Consider the following 20631-nt stretch of genomic DNA (forward strand, 5'->3'; position numbering starts at 1 on the left):
TCATCCACCGAAGTGGACGGGGTATCAACTTCTGGCGTTGATTTTTGGCACGCTGTTGAGTTCTCAAGGAACGGACGCTTCCTTTGTACTCACCCTCTCGGGCTTTCCTCCGGGCTTTCGTTCTGTTCTTGCGTTTCCGACTCTATCAGATCCTTTCGGGCCTGACCCCCAGTCAGCGGGGTTTGCCTTCCGGGCCGTTGGGCCCTTCCGACTCCCGAACTCTAGTGGATTTCCCCGGCGATTCATAATCGGCCTTCGGAAAAGAATTCGGGCACGCCGAATTCGATCCCAGTGGGAGATCGTGCTGAGTTGGGTGCCGCAACGAGGCGGCGGGATTCGTTGTCGCCAAAACCTTCCGGCTCTGGGACAACTCGAAGAACCTTACGGATCCACCGGGCTCGTGTCAACCCCGGTGGTCAGCTGGGTGACTGGAGGTCTTCCACGCGCTCCAGCAGGCGGGCGAGCATGTCGCCGAGCACCCCGCGCTCCGCGGTGGAGAGGTCCTGGAGGAGGTCCTCCTCGAAGACCGTGGCCGCGCGCATCGCGTCCAGCCACTTGCTGCGGCCCTCGTCGGTGAGCTCCACGATCACGCGGACCCGGTTGGACTCGTCCCGCTCGCGGGTGACCAGGCCCTCCGCGGTCATGCGGTCGATCCGGTGGGTCATCGCCGCCGGCGTGAGGCCCAGCTGCTTCGCCAGTTCGCTCGGGCCCATCCGGTAGGGGGCGCCGGAGATGACGAGGGCCTTGAGGACCTCCCACTCCGCGTTGCTGATGCCCAGGGCCGCCGTCTGGCGGCCGTACGCGACGTTCATGCGGCGGTTCAGGCGGCTCAGCGCCGAGACGACCTTCTCGACCTGGGGGTCCAGGTCCTGGAACTCGCGCTGATAGACGGCGATCTGTTCGTCGAGGCTCGGCTCGTGGACGGGCGCAGTGCCGTCGGGGGTGTCACCCATGGGTCGAAGTATCGCACGAGCTCGTTGGCGTCTAACTCCTTCAGTGTGTACTGTTAAGGCTTGAAGTTTAGGTATGAAGTCTTCAGGCTTCAGGTCTCAAAGGCAGGTGAGAAGTGACCAAGGTGATGGGCGCTGCGATGCGGCGGATCCAGGCCGGGAACGCGCTGACCGCGTTCGGCATCGGCTTCACGGTTCCGTTCCTCTACATCTATGTGGCGCAGGTGCGAGATCTGGGTTCCATGGCCGCCACGTGCGCGTTCGTGGCCTTCGCCCTGGGCGCTCTCGTCGCGCTGCCCTTCACCGGTCGGGTCATCGACCGACGCGGCCCGGTGCCCGTGGTCATCGGGGCGGCCGTCACCGCCTCGGTCGGTGCGCTCTCCCTCGGGCTCTCCACCGGCATCGCGGGGATCCTCCTGTCCGCCCTGGCGCTCGGCGCCGGGCAGGCCGTGATGCAGCCCGCGCTGGCCACGATGATCGTGTGGTGCTCCACGCCGTCCACCCGGACCCGTGCCTTCGCCCTGCAGTTCTTCATGCAGAACCTGGGTCTGGGCATCGGCGGTCTGCTCGGCGGCCAGATCGTCGACGAGAGCCGGCCCGGCAGCTTCACCCTGCTGTTCGGCATCGAGGCCGTGATGTTCCTGGTGCTGGCGGGCGTCGTGCTCAGCGTGCGGCTGCCGCACGTGCCGAGCATCAAGGACGCCCTGCCGAAGGACCCGTCCCAGGCGGGCGGCAGCGGCTGGAAGCGGCTGCTCCGGCACAAGGCCATGGTGCAGCTGTGCGTGCTGGGCTTCGTGGTGTTCTTCGCCTGCTACGGACAGTTCGAGTCGGGTCTGGCCGCCTTCGGTACCGAGGCCGCCGGGATCGCCCCCTCCACCCTCGGCTTCGCGCTCGCGGCCAACACCGGTGCGATCGTCGTCGCGCAGTTCGTCGTGCTCAAGCTGGTCGAGAAGCGCCGCCGGTCCCGGGTGATCGCGCTCGTCGGGCTGATCTGGACCGTGGCCTGGCTCATCGCCGGGTTCTCGGGTCTGGGGCACGGCAGCGCCATGATGGCCGCCGCCGCGTTCATCAGCACGTACGCGCTCTTCGGCATCGGCGAGGCCATGCTGTCGCCGACCCTGGCGCCGCTGGTGGCCGACCTGGCGCCCGAGGGCTCGGTGGGCCAGTACAACTCGGCCTTCGCGCTGGTCAAGCAGATGGCGCTGGCGCTGGGGCCGCTCGGGGTGCCGCTCGGTGCGGGGGTTCCGATGCTCTACATCGGGGTCTTCGTGCTCGTGTCGCTCGGGATCGCCGCTCTCGCGCTGCGGCTCGGCAGGCGCCTGAGCCCCATGCAGGACAACCCGTGGGTGGCGAGCCGGGTCGTGGCGCAGGGTGGCCCCGTCGCCGAGGCTGCCGCCAAGGACGTCGTGGTGGAGCGCGTGCCCGCGTAGGGACGTATGGCCGTACGTATATATGTGCGGAAGCAGGAAGGCCCCTATATGTGCGGAAGCAGGAAGGCCCCGGTCCGGGTGGAACGGGGCCTTCCTGCTTCCCGCTGTTCGGCTACTTGCGTTCGGCTACTTGTCCGGCAGGGCGAACTCGCACCAGACGGCCTTGCCTCCGCCCGGGGTGCGGCGGGAGCCCCAGGAGGAGGCGATGGTCGCGACGATCGAGATGCCGCGGCCGGTCTCGTCGGCAGGTTCGGCGCGGCGGCGGCGCGGGAGGTGGTCGTCCCCGTCGGTGACCTCGATGATCAGCCGGCGGTCGGTGCGGCGCAGCCCCAGGCGCATGGGCGGGGTGCCGTGCTGGAGGGAGTTCGCGACGAGCTCGCTGGCGGCCAGGACGCCGAGGTCGCAGAGCTCCACGGGGAACCGCCAGGAGGCGAGGACGCCCTGGGCGAAGGCCCGGGCGCGCGGGGCCGCCTCGATGCCGCCGAGGAGTTCCAGGGCGGCGTTGTGGAAGAGCTCGGCGTCCGATCCGGTGCGGGCCGGCTGCTGGAGGACCATCACGGCGACGTCGTCGTCGTGGTCGGCGTCCACGCCGAGGGCGCGCATCAGGCGGTCGCAGATGACGGCCGGGGTGCCCTGGGCGCCGGAGAGGGCGCGTTCGAGGGCGGCGACGCCCTCGTCGATGTCCTCGCCTCGGCGTTCGACCAGGCCGTCGGTGTAGAGGACGGCGGTGGAGCCGGGGCCGAGGGCGATGGTGCCCGAGGTGTGCAGCCAGCCGCCGGTGCCGAGCGGTGGGCCGGTGGGGTCGGCGGCTCTGCGTACGGTGCCGTCCTCGTCGCGGACCAGGATCGGGAGGTGGCCGGCGGAGGCGTACGCGAGCAGGCCCTCGTTGGGGTCGTGGACGGCGTAGACGCAGGTGGCGATCTGGCTGGCGTCGATCTCGGCGGCGAGGCCGTCGAGGAGCTGGAGCACCTCGTGCGGGGGCAGGTCGAGGCGGGCGTAGGCGCGGACGGCCGTGCGCAGCTGGCCCATGACGGCGGCGGCGCGCACGCCGCGGCCCATGACGTCGCCGATGACGAGGGCGGTGCGGCCGGCGCCGAGGGTGATGACGTCGTACCAGTCGCCGCCGACGGCGGCCTCGGTGCCGCCGGGTTGGTAGGTGGCGGCGATGCGCAGGTCGTCGGGCTGTTCCAGCTCCTGGGGGAGGAGGGAGCGCTGGAGGGTGACGGCGGCCTCGCGCTGGCGGCGCTCGCTGGCGCGGAGGCGCTCGACGGCTTCGGCGTGGTCGGTGACGTCGGCGAGGTGGATCAGGACGCCGGTGTGGTGGGGGTCGGGCTCGCCGTCGGTGTCGGACTTGGGGAACTCGACGGGGGTGCAGGTGACGGTGTACGAGCTGCCGCCGCCCGGTGCGGTGCGGTTCTTGGCGGTACGGGACTTGCCGCTGCGCTGGACCTGGTCGAGGAGCGGGAGAAGGCCGAGCTCGCCGAGTTCGGGGAGGGCCTCGTGGGCCGGGGCGCCGGGGGTCCGGGCGCCGAAGCCGGTGGTGTAGGCGTCGTTGACGTAGGCGACGCGGTGCTCGGGGCCGTGGACGAGGGCGACCAGGGCCGGGAGCCGGCCGAGGACCTCGCGTACGGAGAGCTCGTCGAGGGAGGGCACGGCGGTGAGGACGCCCGTCGGCCGGGGCGGGGACGGGGTCGTGCCGGTGCCGCCGCCGCTGCCGCCGCTGCCGCCGCTTCCGGTCCCGGAGACCGTGGGGTCGGCGGGCCGGCCGTCGGTGGGCGTGGACCGCTCGGCTCCGGGGTCGGCGCGGCCGCCGCGGGCTGCCGGGACCGCGCCTTCACCTCGCTTGGCCTGGGCGGCGGCGTGTTCGGACCGGGCGGCGGCGCGGCGCTGCGTTCCGGGAAACCGGGCGCTCCAGCGCGTGAAGTTCACTGCGTTCAAGCCTCGTGGTGTCGCGAGTGGTCGCTGTGTCGCTCGTGGGCGGTCGCTGACTGGACGATGTCACTCTGTGCAGGGGTGAGCGCACCTATGGTCACACGTCCAGTGTGGCCGACCGCACTGACAACGTCAGCCCTGGCCGTTCTGCGGGGGGTTGGGGGCGGGGGGTGGTGGAGGGGGCTTGGGGCCGCCGCCTGCGGCCAGTTCGAATTCTGCCCTGGGGTGTTCGAGGGAACCCAGGGAGACGATCTCACGCTTGAAGAGGCCTGAGAGGGTCCATTCGGCAAGGACGCGCATTTTGCGGTTGAAGCTGGGAACGCGGCTGAGGTGGTAGGCGCGGTGCATGAACCAGGCCGGGTAGGCCTTGAGCTTGCGGCCGTAGATGTGGGCGACGCCGCGGTGCAGGCCGAGCGAGGCGACCGAGCCCGCGTACTTGTGGGCGTACTCGGTCAGGACCTCGCCGCGGAGGGCGGCGAGGAGGTTGTCGGCGAGGACCTTGGCCTGGCGGACGGCGTGCTGGGCGTTGGGGGCGCAGTCGCGGCCCTTCTCGGCGGCGGTGATGTCGGGGACGGCGGCGGCGTCGCCCGCGGACCAGGCGTGCTCGACTCCTTCGACGGTGAGGAAGGAGGTGCAGGCCAGGCGGCCGTGTTCGTTCTTGGGGAGGTCGGAGGCGGCCAGGATGGGGTGCGGTTTGACGCCGGCGGTCCACACGACGGTGCGGGTGGGGAAGTGGGCGCCGTCGCTGAGGACGGCGACGCGGTTCTCGCAGGATTCGAGCCGGGTCTCCAGGCGTACGTCGATGTTGCGCCGGCGCAGTTCGCGGACCGTGTAGACGCCCATCTCGGGGCCGACCTCGGGGAGGATCCGGTCACTTGCTTCGACGAGCACCCATTTCATGTCCTCGGGCTTGATGTTGTGGTAGTACCGCGCCGCGTAGCGGGCCATGTCCTCCAGCTCGCCGAGGGCTTCGACGCCCGCGAAGCCGCCGCCGACGAAGACGAAGGTGAGGGCGGCGTCGCGGAGGGCGGGATCGCGGGTGGAGGAGGCGATGTCCATCTGTTCGATGACGTGGTTGCGCAGTCCGATGGCTTCTTCGACCGTTTTGAATCCGATGCCGTAGTCGGCGAGTCCCGGGACGGGGAGGGTGCGGGAGATGGAGCCCGGGGCGAGGACGAGTTCGTCGTACTCCATCTCGACGGGGCCGGTGCCCTCGTCGGCGGTGGCGAGGGTGCTGACGGTCACGGTCCGTTTGGCGTGGTCGATGCGCTTGGCCTCGCCGATGACGATGCGGCACTTGCCGAGGACGCGGCGCAGCGGGACCACGACGTGCCGGGGGGAGATCGCGCCCGCGGCCGCTTCGGGGAGGAAGGGCTGGTACGTCATGTAGGGCTCGGTGGTGACCACCGTGACCTCGGCTTCGCCGGCTCTGAGCTTTCGCTGGAGGCGGAGCGCCGTATACATGCCGACGTAGCCGCCGCCGACGATCAGGATGCGCGTACGGGGCGGGGTACCGGGGGCCGTGCCCCGTGAGTTAGCAGCCTTCACCATCCCATGACGCAACGTGGCCGGGAGTTTGTCCACAGCCCCGACAAATTGTGTGACCGGAGTGAGTGCTGGGGCAGGGTGCAAGAGGACGTCAGCTTGTGGCGAAAATCTGCAGGTCAGGACACACGGAATGCGAGATTCCGGAGGCACGGATCGGAAAAGTGGGGGTGAATGCTCCGATCGGGCGGTGCTCCGTCCGGGGCTGCCTCTTCTGAATTGACTCTGGCTCAACTATGTTCGTATCTCGTCGAGGAGTAGGACCGGGCCCGAGACCGTGGCCCCCTCGGCGTGAAGGCGGGGAGTGTCTCCGGGGGGAGACAAATGATTACCGGGGGATACATATGAACATTTCCGATTTCCATGGTTCTGCGACCGCGCTCTCGGTCGAGAGCAACGGACGCGGTATCGCGGGCGGCACCACGCACGGTGTGGGCCGGTCCACGCCGCTGCGCGTCGATGCCCAGCGCAACCTCGAGCACGTTCTGCGGGCGGCCCGTGAGGTCTTCGGCGAGCTGGGCTACGGGGCTCCGATGGAGGACGTGGCTCGCCGCGCCCGGGTCGGTGTCGGCACCGTGTACCGGCGCTTCCCGAGCAAGGACGTCCTCGTGCGGCGCATAGCCGAGGAGGAGACCGCGCGACTGACCGAGCAGGCCAAGGCCGCGCTGGGCCAGGAGGAGGAGCCGTGGCAGGCGCTGTCGCGCTTCCTGCGCACCTCCGTGGCCTCGGGCGCCGGGCGGCTGCTGCCGCCGCAGGTCCTGCGGGTCGGCTCGGCCGTCGAGGACGAGGCCGAGGAGGCGGAGGCCGCCCGGGTTCCGCACCAGCGGCGGGCCGTGCCGGCCGCCGGCGCTCCCGACCTGCGGGTCGTGGGCACGCGCGGCTCCGCCGAGAACGAGCCCTCGGACGACTCGGGGGCGGGTGCGCTGCTGGAGGTCGTCGGCCGGCTGGTGCACCGGGCGCGGGAGGCCGGTGAGCTGCGTGCCGATGTCACGGTGGCCGATGTGCTGCTGGTGATAGCGACGGCGGCGCCCGCGCTGCCCGACCCGGCCCAGCAGGCGGCGGCCTCGACGCGGCTGCTCGACATCCTGCTCGAAGGACTGCGGTCCCGGACGGTGTGACCTCGGCCGGTACCGGTGCGCGTGCAGGTGCCGGTGCCGGTGCGGGTCCCGTAGGGCGATTCGCCGGAATGTGCCCGGATGGGTGGATGGCGCGAAGAGAGGTTCGGTGCCCGTCCCCCGTGTGACACGCTTGGCCGGTGTACCGGTTGAGTGTGTCGTGCGGGAGTCTCCGCGATGAGCGTTGACGGTCGGGAAGAGCCACGCGGTGGCGGCAGCGAGGTGGAGGCGGGCAGTCTGCCCGCCCGGCAGGTGCCGGCTCAGCGCGACCCGGGCGGGCGGCACGCACGCCCCTCGGGCTCTTCCGGACCCGGAGGCACCGGCGGCGAGCTGCCGCCGTCCGACGGGGACTTGATCGCCCGGATGCGGGGCGGTGACGACGGTGCGTACGAGGAACTGTTCCGTCGGCACGCCGATTCCGTGCGCCGCTACGCCCGGTCCTGCTGCCGGGACGCGCACACCGCCGACGACCTGACCGCCGAGGTGTTCGCGCGGACCCTGCAGGCGGTACGGGGCGGGGCCGGGCCGGACCAGTCGGTGCGGGCCTATCTGCTGACCACCGTGCGCAGGGTCGCCGCGGCTTGGGCGAAGACCGCCAGGCGCGAGCAACTGGTCGAGGACTTCGCCGTCTTCGCCGAGCAGGCCTCCACGGGTACGGAGGGCGGGGCCGCTCTGTCCGGGCTGTCCGGGCTGTCCGGGCTGTCCGGGGACGACACGCTCGAACTGGGCGCGGACGTCCGGGCGATGCACGAGGCGGAGCGGTCGCTGGCCATGCAGGCCTTCCGCAGTCTGCCCGAGCGGTGGCAGGCCGTGCTGTGGCACACCACCGTCGAGGAGGCGTCGCCGAGCGCGATCGCGCCGCTGTTCGGGCTGAGCGCCAACGCGACCGCTGTGCTGGCCAGTCGGGCCCGGGAAGGGCTCAAGCAGGCGTATCTGCAGGCCCATGTGAGTTCGGCGCTGAGCGAGGGCGGCGACTGCGCGCGGTACGCGGACCGGCTGGGCGCCTACGCGCGGGGCGGGCTGCGGATGCGGGCCGAGCGGGGGCTGCGCAAGCACCTGGAGGAGTGCGTGAAGTGCCGGCTGGCCGCCGGGGAGCTCCAGGATGTCAACGCGGGCATTCCGGCGCTGCTTCCGGTCGCGGTCATCGGGTGGTTCGCCGCCGGGTACGCGGGCAAGGCCGCCGGGCTGCTGGCCGGTGGAGCCGTCGCCGCGGGCGGGGCCGCGGCTGCCGCCGGTGGGTCGACCGCAGGGGCCGGGACGGCCGGGGCCGGGGCCGCGGGTGGCACGGCCGGAGCCGGTGCCGGTGGTGGGGCCGCCGGGGCGGGCGGTGGGGCCGGGGGTTCCGTGGCCGCCGAAGGGCTCGGGCTGCCGGCCAAGGCCGCCATCGCCGCCGGGATCGCGGTGGCCGCGGCCGCCGGGGTGGTGTTCGCACTGGCCGGGGACGACACCGAGCCGCGGGCCCGGGCCGAGCCCGCACCCGGTGTGGCGGCGCCGGCGATGCCTTCGGCGCCGTCGGTGCCTTCCGTACCGAAGGCACCCGCCTCCACCTCGGCCTCGGCCGAGCCGGATCCGCCCGCGCAGGAGCCGCCGGCGGCGCAGGGCTCCGTGGCTCCGCGGCCCGGACCGACGCCCTCGGCCGCGGCCTCCGCCGTTCCCGGGCCCGCGCCCTCCTCGTCCCCGTCGCCCTCGCCCAGCCGGGAGAAGGCCTCCCCCGCGCCGTCCCCGGAGCGGCCCGCGCCGAAGCCGACACCGTCGCCGCCCCCGAAACCGCCGCAGGGGTTCCAGCTGGCGGGGCTCCCCCACTCGGTCTACGGGGACCACAGCGGCCCGGAGCTGCAGACCTGGCGCAGCGGCTGGGTGTGGCAGCGCCACGGGCTGGAGGTGGGCGGCCGGCGCTTCGCGCACGGCATCACCGTGAACTCGCGGTCCTCGGTGGAGATCGCCCTCAACCGGCAGTGCACGAGCTTCTCGGCGCAGACGGGGGTGGACGGCCTGTCGCTGTTCTCGGACGGCTCGGTGCGGTTCTCCGTATACGCCGACGGGGCGCGGGTGTGGCAGTCCGCCGCCCTCCGGCACGAGGACCCGCCCGCGGCCGTGCAGGTCTCCCTCGCGGGGCGCAAGACGCTGCGGCTGGTGGTCGAGAAGGCCGGGCCGGGCAGCCTGCCGACGCTGGCGAGCTGGGCCGACGCCGTGCTCAGCTGCCGCTGAACGCCCTGGTCAGCGTCGCGGCGAAGGCGGCCGGGGTGAGGGCCGCGCCGGCCTCCTCCTCGCGGCGGTAGCGGTCCGGGCCGAGCAGGGCGCGGGTCCGCTCCGGGAGGCCGTCCACGGCTCCGCTCTCCGGAACCGAGCGCGGATGGCCCGCACGCCAGGCGGTGGCCGCCGCGAGGGCCCGTACGGCCTCGGCCGGCCGGTCGGTGCCGGCCAGCAGCAGGGCCGCCGCCTCGGCCATGCCGGCCAGGACGCGCTCGGCGCACCGGGCGTCGACGGCGGCGGCGAGGGCGGGCCCGATCCTGGCCAGAGCGGCCACGGGGCCCTGCTCTCGGCCGGTGAGGACGGCGTCGACGGTGGCCAGCCCGGCGGTGAGCTGGGCGGGCACGGTGAAGCGTTCGGCCTCGGCGCGGGCCCGGTCGCACTCCTCGCGCGCCCGGGCGTCGTCGCCGCGCTGGAGGGCGACGAGGGCGGAGAGGAGCCGGGCGAAGGTGCTGACGTCGTACACCCCGCCGTACCGGTCGGACTCCTTGTCGGCCTCCGCCAGCAGCTGCTCGGCATCGTCGAGGTCCCCCGCGCAGTAGGCGGTCTCGGCGATCCGGGCGATGGCGAAGGGCGCCTCGACGCTGGCCCCGACCTCGCGGGCGAGGCGCAGGCACTCCTCGTACTCGATGCGGGCGTCGGCGTACCGGCCGCGCGAGAGGGCGACCTCCCCGGCAGCGCTCGCCACCTGGGCACGGGTCCAGCGGTCGCCGACGCGATGGGCGAGCTCGTGCAGCTCGGCCAGGTCGGCGTCGACGTCGGCGAGGCCTCCGGTGACGTCGATGGCTACGTGGGCGCGGAGCATGAGGACGACGCCGAGTTCCCATTCCCCTGCATGGACACGGCAGTTCGCGACGGACCGGTCGAGGTCGGCGTGGAAATCGAGGGAGGTGCCGGTGAGGAACGTCGTCGCGGGCCAGAGCATCCCGGGGAAGCAGGTGGTCTCCGGGGAGCCCTGCCGGAAGGTTTCCTTGATGCGGGTGGCGAAGTCCCGGTAGTCGGAGGTGCGGAACTTCTCGGCGGAGTTGCTCTCCGCGAGCAGGAACATGTCGAGGACGAGCAGGCGCATGAAGCGCCAGTACGCGGGGGTGCCCTCGGGGGGCACCTCGTGGGTGAGCGCGAGGGTCCGGGTGGTCCACTCCGCTCCCTCGGTGCGGTAGTTGCGCAGCCACCAGAACCAGCCGAGGGCGAAGACGAGGCGCTCGCCGGCCTCGGTGTCGGCGCTCTCGACGACGGTGCTGTGGAGGGCGGCCCGGAGGTTGTCGAGCTCGGTCTCGACGCGCCGGATCCAGGGGAGCTGGGCGGCGGAGCGGATCAGGGGTTCGGCTTCCTCGGCGAAGGCGAGGTAGTGGGCGGCGTGGCGGCGGGCGGTGGCCCGGGCGTCGGCGGGGTGGGCGGCGGCGCGCTCGGCGGCGTACTCGTGGATGGTTTCGAGCATGCGGTAGCGCATGCCGTGGCCGCCGGAGCTGCCGTGACCGGTGTGGCCAGTGTGGCTGGTGTGGCTGGTGTGGCCCTGGTCCGGTTCGGCCAGGACCAGGGACTTGTCGACGAGGGAGCCGAGGACGTCGGCGGGGTCGTACGGGGCCGCGTCCGCGGGGTCGGCGCAGACGGCTTCGGCGGCGGCGAGGTCGCAGCCGCCGGCGAAGACGGACAGCCGGCGCAGGACGGTGCGTTCGGCCTCGTCGAGCAGGTCCCAGGACCAGTCGACAACCGCGCGCAGGGTCTGCTGGCGGGGCAGGACGGTACGGGCGCCACTGGTCAGGAGCCGGAAGCGGTCGTCGAGGCGGTCGGCGATCTGGCGCGGGGTGAGCAGCCGCAGCCGGGCGGCGGCCAGCTCGATGGCGAGCGGCAGACCGTCGAGGCGGGCGCAGATCTCGGCCACGGCGGCCGCGTCGTCGGTGGGGCGGAAGCCGGGGCGGGCCGAGGCACCACGGTCGGCGAAGAGCTGGTGGGCGGGGTCGGGCGGCAGAGGCTCGACGGGGCGGACCGTCTCCCCCGGGACACCGAGGGGTTCGCGGCTGGTGGCCAGGATCCGCACACCGGGGCAGTGCGTGAGGAGCCGCTCGGCGAGCTCGGCGGCGGCGCCGATGACGTGCTCGCAGTTGTCGAGGACGAGCAGCAGCGTGCGGTGGGCGCAGTGTTCGACGAGGCGGGTGGTGGGGTCGGTGGCGGCCGGGGCCGGGGTCTCGCGGGTGACGAGGGAGCTCTCGCGCAGGCCGAGGGCGCTGAGAATGGCGCCGGGAACGGCGGCGGGCCGGTCCAGGCGGGCGAGTTCGACGATCCAGCCGGCTTCGGGGTGGGCCGCGGCGGCGTGCTCGGCGAGGCGGGTCTTGCCCGAACCGCCGGGGCCGGTGAGGGTGACGAGGCGCAGACGGGTCAGATCGTCGCGGAGGGCGGCCAGTTCGGGTTCGCGGCCGACGAAGGAGGTCAGGCGGGGGCGGAGGTTCCCGCGGGCGGCCTCGGGGGGCTCGGACGCGTCGGGGATCTCCGGGGCGTCGGGAGTCTCGGGGGCGTCGGAGAGTTCGGACCTGGGTTGCCGGGGCTGTGGGGGCCGGTGCTGCGGGGGCCGGTGCTGTGGGGGCAGAGCCTGCGACTGGAGGAGTTCCGCGTGCAGGGCGGCGAGTTCGGGGCCCGGGTCGGTGCCGAGGCCGTCGGCGAGGGCGCGGCGCGTGCGCTCGTACGCGGCGAGGGCCTCGGCGGGGCGGCCGGCGGCGCGCAGGGCGCGGAGCTGCTGCGCGCGGAGCCTTTCGTCGTACGGGGACTCGTGGACCAGCGTCTCGATCTCCGGCAGCAGTGCGGCCGGGGCGGTGGCGCCGCTGCGCAGGTCCGCCTCGATGCGGTGGCGGACGGCGCCGGTGCGGCGGGCCTCGGCGACGGCCGCATGCGCGGCGCGGGCGGGCTCGGGCAGGTCGGCGAAGGCGGGTCCGCGCCAGAGGGCGAGGGCGGTGCGCAGGGTGCGGGAGGCGGCGGCCGGGTCGGTGGCCAGTTCCTGGCCGCCCTGGACCGCCAGCCGCTCGAAACGGTGCAGGTCGATGTCGTCGCGGGCGGCGGCCAGGCGGTAGCCGCCGGTGGGGGCGGAGTGGACGGCGTCGCGGCCGCCGAGGGCGCGGCGGAGCCGGGCGACGAGGGCCTGGAGGGCGGCGGGGGCGTCCTGGGGCGGGTCGTCGCCCCAGACGTCGTCGACGAGTTCGGCGACGGAGGCGGGCCGGCCGGCCCGCAGGGCGAGGGCGGCGAGGAGCGCGCGCAACCGGGCGCCGCCCACGGGGAGAGCGGCGCCGTTCTCGTCGCGTGCCTCGGTGACACCCAGGATGAGATACCGCACCGGGCAATTCTGCCTGGCCCGCCGGGGCAGCGGCGCCCGGCCGGACACCTCAGGTGATCGAGGTGTCCCCGTTTTCCTCCAGGAGCGTGCGCAGGGCCTCGGCGACCGTGGCGCAGGTGGCGGGGTCCAGCGGGGCGAGCAGCTCCGCGTAGCGGCGCAGGTGCTCGGTGATCATCGACTGCGTCAGCGCGAGGCTCTGTTCGGTCAGCCGGATCCGCACCGTGCGGCGGTCCTGACCGTCCCTCACCCGCTCGACCAGGCCCTTGGCCTCCATGCGGTCGATGCGGTTGGTGATCGCTCCGGAGGTGACCATGGCGGCCGGGATGAGGGCGCCGGCGGTCAGCGCGTACGGGGGGCCCGAGCGGCAGAGGGTGAAGAGGATGTCGAGCTCGCCCACCTCCAGGTCGTGCTCGGCCGCGAAGGCCTTCTGCTGCTTGTCGATGACGCGGGTCATGCGCTGGATGCGGGCCACCACCTCCACCGGCCACAGGCCTGCGGCCAGATCCGGGCGCTCCGCCACCCACTGGCCGACGATCGCGTCCACTGCGTCGCTCATGCGCTGTTCCTCCCTCGCTCGTGTCCCTCGCAACGCCCTCAGGATATCTCAACGTTGAGACACTTGACGTTGAGAGGACCGGATGCTTTTATCTCAACGTTGAGATTCTCAGTCTTGAGATGGATTGGAGGGCGCCACCCATGACCACCACCAGCACCGCCACCGCGGTCACCACGGCCACCACGGCCACCGCCGCCACCACCCGCACCACGCCCCGGGTCGGCCCCGTTCCCGCCTTGTGGCTGGCGCTGATGGCCACCCCCATGGCCGCCGGGGCCAACGCCCCCGTGCTGATCCTTCCGGACATGGCCCGCTCCCTCGGGGTGAGCGCCTCGACCGCCGGCTGGCTCGTCGCCTCCTACGCCTGGGCCATGGCCGTCGCAACCCCGCTCCTGGCCGGACTGCTGCGCCGCCGGGGCCTGCGGCCGGCGCTCCGCCTGGCCGGCGCCCTCCTCGTCGGCGGCACCTTCCTCGTCGCCGCGTCCCCCTGGCTGCCGCTCACCCTCGCCGGACGGGCCACGCAGGCCGCCGGCGGCGCCGGTCTCGCGGCGGTCGCCATGAGCCTGGCCGGCTCGGCCCGCCGGATGGGCGTGATCAGCGCGGGCTTCGGCATCCTCGGCGCATCCGGCCCGCTCCTCGGCGCACAGCTCTCACAGGCCGTCTCATGGCGGCTCTCGCTCTCCATATCCGTGATCGCGATCCTGGCGGTGCCCATGGTCAGCCGGTACGCGACGGCCCCAGCAGCCCCGGCCGTCCCGGCGGCCCGGCCTCAGGACAGGTTCGACGCCCGCGGCGCGGCGCTGCTGACGGCGCTCGCCACCGCCCTGGTCCTGCTGCCCCACGCGCCGGCCGCCGCCCTCGGCTCCTCGGCACTCGCCGCCACCCTGCTCGCGCTCCACGTCCGCCGACGCCCCGACGGATTCGTCCCGGCCGCGCTGATCCGGCGGCCCCTCTTCCTCTGCTCCGCGCTGCTCGCCCTCGTGCTCTCGGGCTCGTACTTCACCCTGCTGTTCTCCGTGCCCCGGCTGCTCGCCGACCGGGCGGGCTGGGACGCCGCCACCGCGGGCACCGGTCAGCTCGTGGCGCTGCTCACCGGGTCCGCTCTCTCCTGGCTGCTGGCCGCGGCCTCGGCGCGGATGAGCCGGGCGGCCGTCCGCGCGGTGCTCGTGGGGGTCGGAGCGTCGGCCGCGGCGATCGCGGTGTTCGCGAGCTGGGGTCCGCTGCTGCTGGTCGCCACCCTGGGCGGGATATTCGCGGCGACCGGCTGCAACGCCGTGCTGTCCATGCACGCCGCGTCCAGCGCCCCCGACGCCCAGCGCCCCACGGCCATCGGCCTGTTCGCCCTCTGCTACCAGCTGGGCGGGGCCTTCGGCCCGGCGATCGCGACCGCTCTGGTGCTCACCGCCTGAGCCGGGGCCGCTGAGCCGGGGACCGTCGGGCCAGTGCCCCGAGCCGAGGCCGCCGGCGGCCTCCGGAGAACAGGACCGTCAGGACAGCGCCGGGCGGTGCACGGGGACTCCCTCCGGCACCGCCCGGCGCCGCGCCGTGGAGGTACCCGTCCAGCAGGTGCCGCGCCGGGCCAGCAGACGGCGGAGCCACAGCTCCATCGAGACCAGTTCCGCCAGCCCGTCCAGCGGGACCGGGCGCCCGTCCGCCGCGTCGAGCAGGGCCTGGCGCACGACCCGGGCCTCGATCAGCCCGGCGTCCGCGAGCAACGGCGACGCGAACAGGTCCAGCAGGCCGTTCAGGGCGGCGCGCAGCCCCAGCCGGGTCGCCGTCTCGTTCGGCTCGCGGTCGGTGGCACCCCAGCCCGGCGGGAACTCGCGCACCCCCGCCGAGGACAGGACGCTGCGCAGGATCGCGGCCCGGGCGCCGGGCTGGACCCGCAGGGACTCGGGCAGGGCGCGGGCGGCCCGTACGACCTGGTTGTCCAGGAAGGGGGCGTGCAACCGCTGGCTTCGGACCTCCACGGCCTGCTCGAAGACCCGGTGGTCGGCGGCGTGGCGGGCGAGCAGCGAGCGGGCGCGGGCCTCCCCCGGCCGCAGCGACAGCGGCGGCCGGCCGGCCGCGACCGTCAGACGGATCGATACTTCCGCCAGCGCCTCCCCCGTGAGCCAGCCCGCCGCCGGTCCCGGGCGGGACCAGGTCAGGGCGGCGAGGGAAGCGTCCACCGGACCGGAGGATCTCTCGGTGACCCCGCCCTCGCGGAGCCGGGCCGCGGCGGCCTCCATGCCCGCGCGGTACGACGTACGGGCAAGTCTTCGGGCCGCCGAGTACACGGTGAGCGGCACCAGCAGGGACTCCCCGGCGGCTCCGGAGGCGGAGGCCGAACGGGCCAGCGCCGCCACCGGGCGCAGCAGGTGCCGCCTCCGGCGGTCCATCAGGAGGTCGGCCATGCGGGCCGGGTGGGCGTCGAGGACCTGGCGGGCGCCGTGGCCGGTGAAGTGGTCGGCCGACCCGGCCGCCAGCCGGCGCCGCTCGCGGGCGGCGAAGACCAGCGAGGGGCCGGGTTCGTCGGTCAGCGGGCCGTCGAGTTCGGCGTACGGGAGGGCCTCCGCGGCGGCGGCGACCACGACGTGGTGCAGGCGCGGGTCGGCCGCGATGGCCCTGGCCCGTTCCAGTTCGGCCTCGCGCCCCTGCGGGGTGGCCAGGTCGTTGAAGGTGACGGCCAGCAGCCGCGCCCCGGCGGGGCTCAGCAGGGTGCCCGGCGCCCCCGGCAGACCGGCCGCCAGCAGCGCCAGCGTCGCGGAGGCGCTGCCGCCGGAGAGGTCGGCGCCCACCCCGGGGGCCGGGGCGCCGCGGGCGGCGCGCCGGTCGGCGGGGCCCATTCCGGGCACGGGGCCGGGATCGTACGGCGGAGCTGTGTCGGGAGCATGCCGCGGAGCCGTGAGCCGGGCGCGCACGGCATCCACCAACGCTTCCCGCACGCCCTCCACCGCGCGCTCGGCATCGGCCTCGGGGGCTGCCACGGCGAGCGAGGCGACCTGCTCGTAGCCGGTGATCTCGCGGGAGCCCTCGCGCAGGATGAGCGCGTGCCCGGGCGGGATGCGCCGGACCCCGGCGTACGGTGTGCCGTCGCCCAGTGCCTCGGGACTGTCCGGGCAGGCCAGCAGGGCGGCGAGATGGCCGATGTCGAGCTGGGCCTCGATGAGGTCGGCGAGCGGGAGGGCGGCGGTGGCGTACGCCGTGCCGCTCGCCCAGGGGGTGTAGAAGACGGGCCGGGCGCCCGCGAGGTCGCCGACGACGGTGATGCGGCGGCCGGCCTGGACGACGGCGGTGTAGCTGCCGGACCACTGGGTGAGGTGGCGCAGCGCGCCGCCGCGGGCGGCGTAGAGGGCGCGGCGCAGTTCGGCGTCGGTCGCACCGCAGCAGCCGAGGACGGCGAGCCTGGTGAAGGGGTCGGCGGGGTCGGCGGTGAGCGTGCGGATCTCGTCGGGGCGCCAGTCGCCGACGGCCCAGAGGGGGTCGGGGTCTCCCCAGAGCAGCTGTGCGCCGACGGGGTGGACGGTGCGTTCCGCGTCCGCGCCCGGGTCGTCCGGATGGGCGGCGTCCGCGAGGCCGCCGCGCAGGGGCGCGCCGCCGTCGCCGCCGTATCCGCCCTGGCCGTATCCGCCCTGGCCGGAGGCATGACCGGAGCCCTGGCCGGAGACCCTTCCGGCCGTGCCGAAGCTCGCGGCGATACTGCTCCAACCCACCAACCAGCGCACCGCCGCCTCCCCAGCCCGTGGGCACATGACCGGGGCACAGGCAGCACGGACAGCGCTGAGGGCGCGACCGCGGGACCCCGGGTGGCTCGGGGTCCATGCTGCCACGGGACAGGCGTGCGAGAGTGGTTAAAGGGGGCGCACACGCAAACGAACACGCCCCGGCAACGCGGTATTTGACGTTCCGTTCCCACCGCCCCATAGATCGCTTTCAGCCATTCTTCGGCCGCCGGAAGGGCCGTCACGGGCGGTCGGCGCCCGGCGCGGGGGCGCGGTCCGGGGGGCGCGTTCCACCCCCCGGACCGTTCCGCCACCCGCGGGGATTGAGGCAGCGGCATCCCCCGACCCGCCCGGTCAGGCGGCGGGCCGACCCACGCACCGCACATCGAATCGCCGGGTCCGGGGACCGGCCAGAGCGCACGGGCGGGCGCACGGCCACACGGGCGGAGCACGCGATGACACGTGCGCCCCGGCGCCGGGCCCGGGGCGGACTGTGCAAACGGACAACAATCCCGCCATACGGAAGTAAGGGCCTTAACGCTTGGGAGGCGGGGAACTACGCTGGGTTTACGAAATGCCGGGCGCCTATGCCCCGGCGGCGTCTGCGTTCCGCGTGTGACGAGGGGTGGCGCATGTCCAGGGAGCTCCGCGAGCCCAATGAGAAGCTCGGCGCCGTCCTCGCCCTCGCGGGCATCAGCAACGCCGGGCTGGCCCGGCGGGTCAACGACCTCGGCGCGCAGCGCGGCCTGACGCTTCGCTACGACAAGACGTCGGTGGCCCGGTGGGTGTCGAAGGGGATGGTGCCCCAGGGCGCCGCCCCGCATCTGATCGCCGCCGCCATCGGCGCGAAGCTGGGGCGGCCGGTGCCGCTGCACGAGATCGGGCTGGCGGACGCCGATCCCGCGCCCGAGGTCGGGCTGGCCTTCCCGCGCGACGTGGGTGCGGCGGTGCGCTCGGCCACCGACCTGTACCGGCTCGACCTCGCCGGCCGGCGCGGCGGTGGCGGGATCTGGCAGTCGCTGGCGGGCTCGTTCTCCGTGGCGGCGTACGCGACGCCCGCCTCGCGCTGGCTGATATCTCCCGCCGACAGCTCGGTGGCCCGGGAGCCGGCGGGCAGCCGGGCTCCGCACCTCACGGCCGGCGCCCCGGCGGCCGGCAGCGAGACCAGCGCGACGACGGACCACGCGGCACCCGGCAGCGCGGCACCTGACACCGCGGCACTTGACACTGCGGCACCCGACAACGCGACGACCGACGACCCGACGGCCGTTACCTCCGCGGCGCTCGACCCCGCGGCGCGGCACTCCATGGTCCAGAGCCCCGTATCAGCGACCCCCTCGGCTCACGACGCGCCGGCGCGCGAGGCGACGGCAGCACCAGGTCCCCGGTCCTCCCCGGACGGCCGCACGACCGGTCCGATGACAGGTCTGGCAGGACCGATGGCAGGCCCGGCTTCCGGACCGGTGACGGGACCGGCGACAGGCCCGCCGTCCACCGTTGTGCCCGCCCTGCCCGGACCCGAAACGCCGCGCGACCACGGCCAGCGCGTGGGACACAGCGATGTGTCGAAGCTGCGCGAGGCCGCCGAGGACGCGCGCCGCTGGGACTCCAAGTACGGCGGCGGGGACTGGCGTTCGTCGATGGTGCCCGAGTGCCTGCGGGTGGACGCGGCGCCGCTGCTGCTCGGCTCGTACACCGACGAGGTGGGCCGCGCGCTGTTCGGCGCGACCGCCGAACTGACCCGGCTGGCCGGGTGGATGGCCTTCGACACCGGCCAGCAGGAAGCGGCCCAGCGCTACTACATCCAGGCGCTGCGGCTCGCCCGCGCGGCCGCGGACGTACCGCTCGGCGGCTACGTGCTGGCCTCGATGTCCCTGCAGGCGACCTACCGGGACTTCCCCGACGAGGGGGTGGACCTCGCGCAGGCCGCCGTCGAGCGCAACCGCGGCCTGGCCACCGCCCGCACCATGAGCTTCTTCCGGCTGGTCGAGGCGCGGGCGCACGCGAAGGCCGGCGATTCGACGGCCGCCGGGGCGGCGCTGCGGGCGGCGGAGGGCTGGCTGGAGCGGTCCCGGGAGGGCGATCCGGATCCGACCTGGCTGGGTTTCTACTCGTACGACCGTTTCGCGGCAGATGCTGCAGAATGCTACCGGGATCTGAAATTGCCCCGGCAGGTAAGGCGGTTCACCGAGCAGGCCCTGTCGCGCCCCACCGAGGAGTACGTACGGTCGCACGGGCTGCGGCTGGTGGTGAGCGCGGTCGCCGAGCTGGAGTCGGGCAATCTCGACGCGGCGTGCGCGGCGGGCACCCGGGCGGTGGAGGTGGCGGGGAGGATCTCCTCGGCGCGGACGACCGAATACGTACGGGACCTGCTGCACCGCCTGGAACCGTACGGGGACGAGCCGCGTGTGGCAGAGCTGCGGGAGCGGGCCCGGCCGCTGTTGGTGGCGCCGGCGTAGGACCCGTCTTCCGGGGGCCGCGTGGCCGCGTTGTCGGTGCCGGGGTGCAGTATGCAGGGGTGGGAGGTGTCAGCGTGGGTGGCGGCGTGGACTGCGATGTGCTGGTGATCGGCGGCGGAATCGTCGGCCTGTCGACGGCGCATGCATTGTCGCGCCTGGCTCCGGGGACCAGGGTCGTGGTCCTGGAGAAGGAGTCGGGCCCGGCCCGGCACCAGACGGGCCGCAACAGCGGGGTGATCCACAGCGGGATCTACTACCGCCCGGGTTCCCTGAAGGCGCGCTTCGCGGTGAGCGGGGCCGCCGAGATGGTCAAGTTCTGTGCGGAGCACGGGATCGCGCACGAGGTGACGGGCAAGCTCATCGTCGCCACGGAGCGGGAGGAGCTGCCGCGGCTGCACGCCCTGGTCCAGCGCGGCCGGGAGAACGGCATTCCGGTGCGCGAGCTCGGCCCGGCGCAGATCACGGAGTACGAGCCGGAGGTGCGGGGGCTGGCGGCGATCCACGTCGGCAGCACCGGGATCGTCGACTACGGCCGGGTGAGCGCCCAGCTCGCGGAGTCCTCCGGCGCGGAGATCGTCTACGGCGGCGCCGTGGACCTGATCTCCCGGCGCCCCTCGGCCGTGGCGGTCCGCACGACGTCCGGCCTGGTGGTCAGGGCGCGGGTGCTGGTGAACTGCGCGGGCCTCCAGTGCGACCGGATCGCCCGCCTCGCCGGGGACGACCCGGGCATGCGGATCATCCCCTTCCGCGGCGAGTACTACGACCTGGCGCGGCCGGACCTGGTCCGGGGCCTGGTGTACCCGGTGCCCGACCCGGCGTTCCCCTTCCTCGGGGTGCACCTGACCCGGGGCATCGGCGGCGGCGTCCACGTCGGGCCCAATGCCGTGCCCGCGCTGGCCCGCGAGGGCTACGCCTGGTCGACGGTGCGGCCCCAGGACATCGCGGACGAGCTCGCCTGGCCGGGATCCTGGCGGATGGCCGCACGGCACTGGCGGTACGGGACGGGCGAGATCCACCGCTCGCTGTCGAAGCAGGCCTTCACCCGGGCGGTACGGCGCCTGCTGCCGGCCGTCACCGCCGCCGACCTGCGGCCCGCCGCGGCCGGGGTCCGTGCCCAGGCCGTGCTGCGCGACGGCACCCTGGTGGACGACTTCCTGATCCGCGACGCCCCGCGTACGGTCCACGTCCTCAACGCCCCCTCGCCCGCCGCGACCGCGTCCCTCCCGATCGGCCGGGAGATCGCCACCCGCGCCCTGCGGACCCTCGGCTCGGCCTGAGCCGCTCCGGGGGGTGGGGGGGGGGGGGGGGGGGGGGGGGGCGGAAAACCCCCCACAGAAAGAAAACAAAACGTGTTGGTGCCTGCACACC

Annotated in this window: 12 protein-coding genes; 6 read left to right on the forward strand and 6 right to left on the reverse strand. The window is 74.1% G+C overall.

Annotated features, from left to right (window positions below):
- Window positions 1-416: 416 nt before the first annotated feature.
- Window positions 417-953 (reverse strand): MarR family winged helix-turn-helix transcriptional regulator, encoded by a 537-nt coding sequence (locus ACZ4YL_RS24435; RefSeq protein WP_189972381.1) that lies wholly within the window; start codon window positions 951-953, stop codon window positions 417-419.
- 125 nt (window positions 954-1078) lie between these two features.
- On the opposite strand from ACZ4YL_RS24435, the gene ACZ4YL_RS24440 reads away from it, so the two are divergent.
- Window positions 1079-2380, forward strand: a complete 1302-nt coding sequence (locus tag ACZ4YL_RS24440) for an MFS transporter (RefSeq protein ID WP_468119617.1) — start codon at window positions 1079-1081, stop codon at window positions 2378-2380.
- A 126-nt stretch (window positions 2381-2506) separates the two neighbouring features.
- Here the strand turns inward: ACZ4YL_RS24440 and ACZ4YL_RS24445 are convergent, their stop codons facing one another.
- Together ACZ4YL_RS24445 and ACZ4YL_RS24450 are read right to left on the reverse strand one after the other, a co-directional pair.
- On the reverse strand, window positions 2507-4309 hold the full coding sequence (locus ACZ4YL_RS24445) for an ATP-binding SpoIIE family protein phosphatase (protein ID WP_468119618.1): 1803 nt from the start codon (window positions 4307-4309) through the stop codon (window positions 2507-2509).
- A 135-nt stretch (window positions 4310-4444) separates the two neighbouring features.
- Window positions 4445-5863 carry an NAD(P)/FAD-dependent oxidoreductase gene (locus ACZ4YL_RS24450; RefSeq protein WP_468119337.1) on the reverse strand — a complete coding sequence of 473 codons (1419 nt, stop codon included), beginning with the start codon at window positions 5861-5863 and terminating at the stop codon, window positions 4445-4447.
- Between the two features lie 338 nt (window positions 5864-6201).
- Here ACZ4YL_RS24450 and ACZ4YL_RS24455 point away from each other — a divergent pair, with 338 nt between their 5' ends.
- Window positions 6202-6975: a TetR/AcrR family transcriptional regulator gene (locus ACZ4YL_RS24455; protein ID WP_468119339.1), complete on the forward strand. Its 774-nt coding sequence runs from the start codon at window positions 6202-6204 to the stop codon at window positions 6973-6975.
- Window positions 6976-7149: 174 nt separating this feature from the next.
- Entirely contained in the window at window positions 7150-9180 is a 2031-nt protein-coding gene (locus tag ACZ4YL_RS24460; protein ID WP_468119341.1) for a sigma-70 family RNA polymerase sigma factor, read from the forward strand.
- On the opposite strand, the gene ACZ4YL_RS24465 is transcribed toward ACZ4YL_RS24460, so the two are convergent.
- Window positions 9167-12544 (reverse strand): AfsR/SARP family transcriptional regulator, encoded by a 3378-nt coding sequence (locus tag ACZ4YL_RS24465; protein ID WP_468119342.1) that lies wholly within the window; start codon window positions 12542-12544, stop codon window positions 9167-9169. The two genes, ACZ4YL_RS24460 and ACZ4YL_RS24465, sit on opposite strands and share 14 nt — an antisense overlap.
- 49 nt (window positions 12545-12593) lie before the next feature.
- Window positions 12594-13100, reverse strand: coding sequence for a MarR family winged helix-turn-helix transcriptional regulator (locus ACZ4YL_RS24470; RefSeq protein WP_468119344.1), 507 nt, complete (start codon window positions 13098-13100; stop codon window positions 12594-12596).
- 140 nt (window positions 13101-13240) lie between these two features.
- On the opposite strand from ACZ4YL_RS24470, the gene ACZ4YL_RS24475 reads away from it, so the two are divergent.
- Window positions 13241-14509, forward strand: a complete 1269-nt coding sequence (locus tag ACZ4YL_RS24475) for an MFS transporter (RefSeq protein ID WP_468119345.1) — start codon at window positions 13241-13243, stop codon at window positions 14507-14509.
- Window positions 14510-14587: 78 nt separating this feature from the next.
- Here the strand turns inward: ACZ4YL_RS24475 and ACZ4YL_RS24480 are convergent, their stop codons facing one another.
- Window positions 14588-16807, reverse strand: coding sequence for an asparagine synthase-related protein (locus tag ACZ4YL_RS24480; RefSeq protein ID WP_468119347.1), 2220 nt, complete (start codon window positions 16805-16807; stop codon window positions 14588-14590).
- Window positions 16808-17436: 629 nt separating this feature from the next.
- Between ACZ4YL_RS24480 and ACZ4YL_RS24485 the strand changes: the two genes are divergently transcribed.
- Window positions 17437-19263 carry a sporulation protein gene (locus ACZ4YL_RS24485; protein ID WP_468119348.1) on the forward strand — a complete coding sequence of 609 codons (1827 nt, stop codon included), beginning with the start codon at window positions 17437-17439 and terminating at the stop codon, window positions 19261-19263.
- Window positions 19264-19307: 44 nt separating this feature from the next.
- The gene (gene lhgO, locus ACZ4YL_RS24490) at window positions 19308-20540 is read left to right on the forward strand and encodes an L-2-hydroxyglutarate oxidase (RefSeq protein WP_468119350.1); all 1233 of its coding nucleotides are present in this window, start codon (window positions 19308-19310) and stop codon (window positions 20538-20540) included.
- The last annotated feature ends 91 nt before the right edge of the window (window positions 20541-20631 follow it).

The sequence above is a fragment of the Streptomyces sp. NPDC030021 genome, assembly GCF_055574035.1.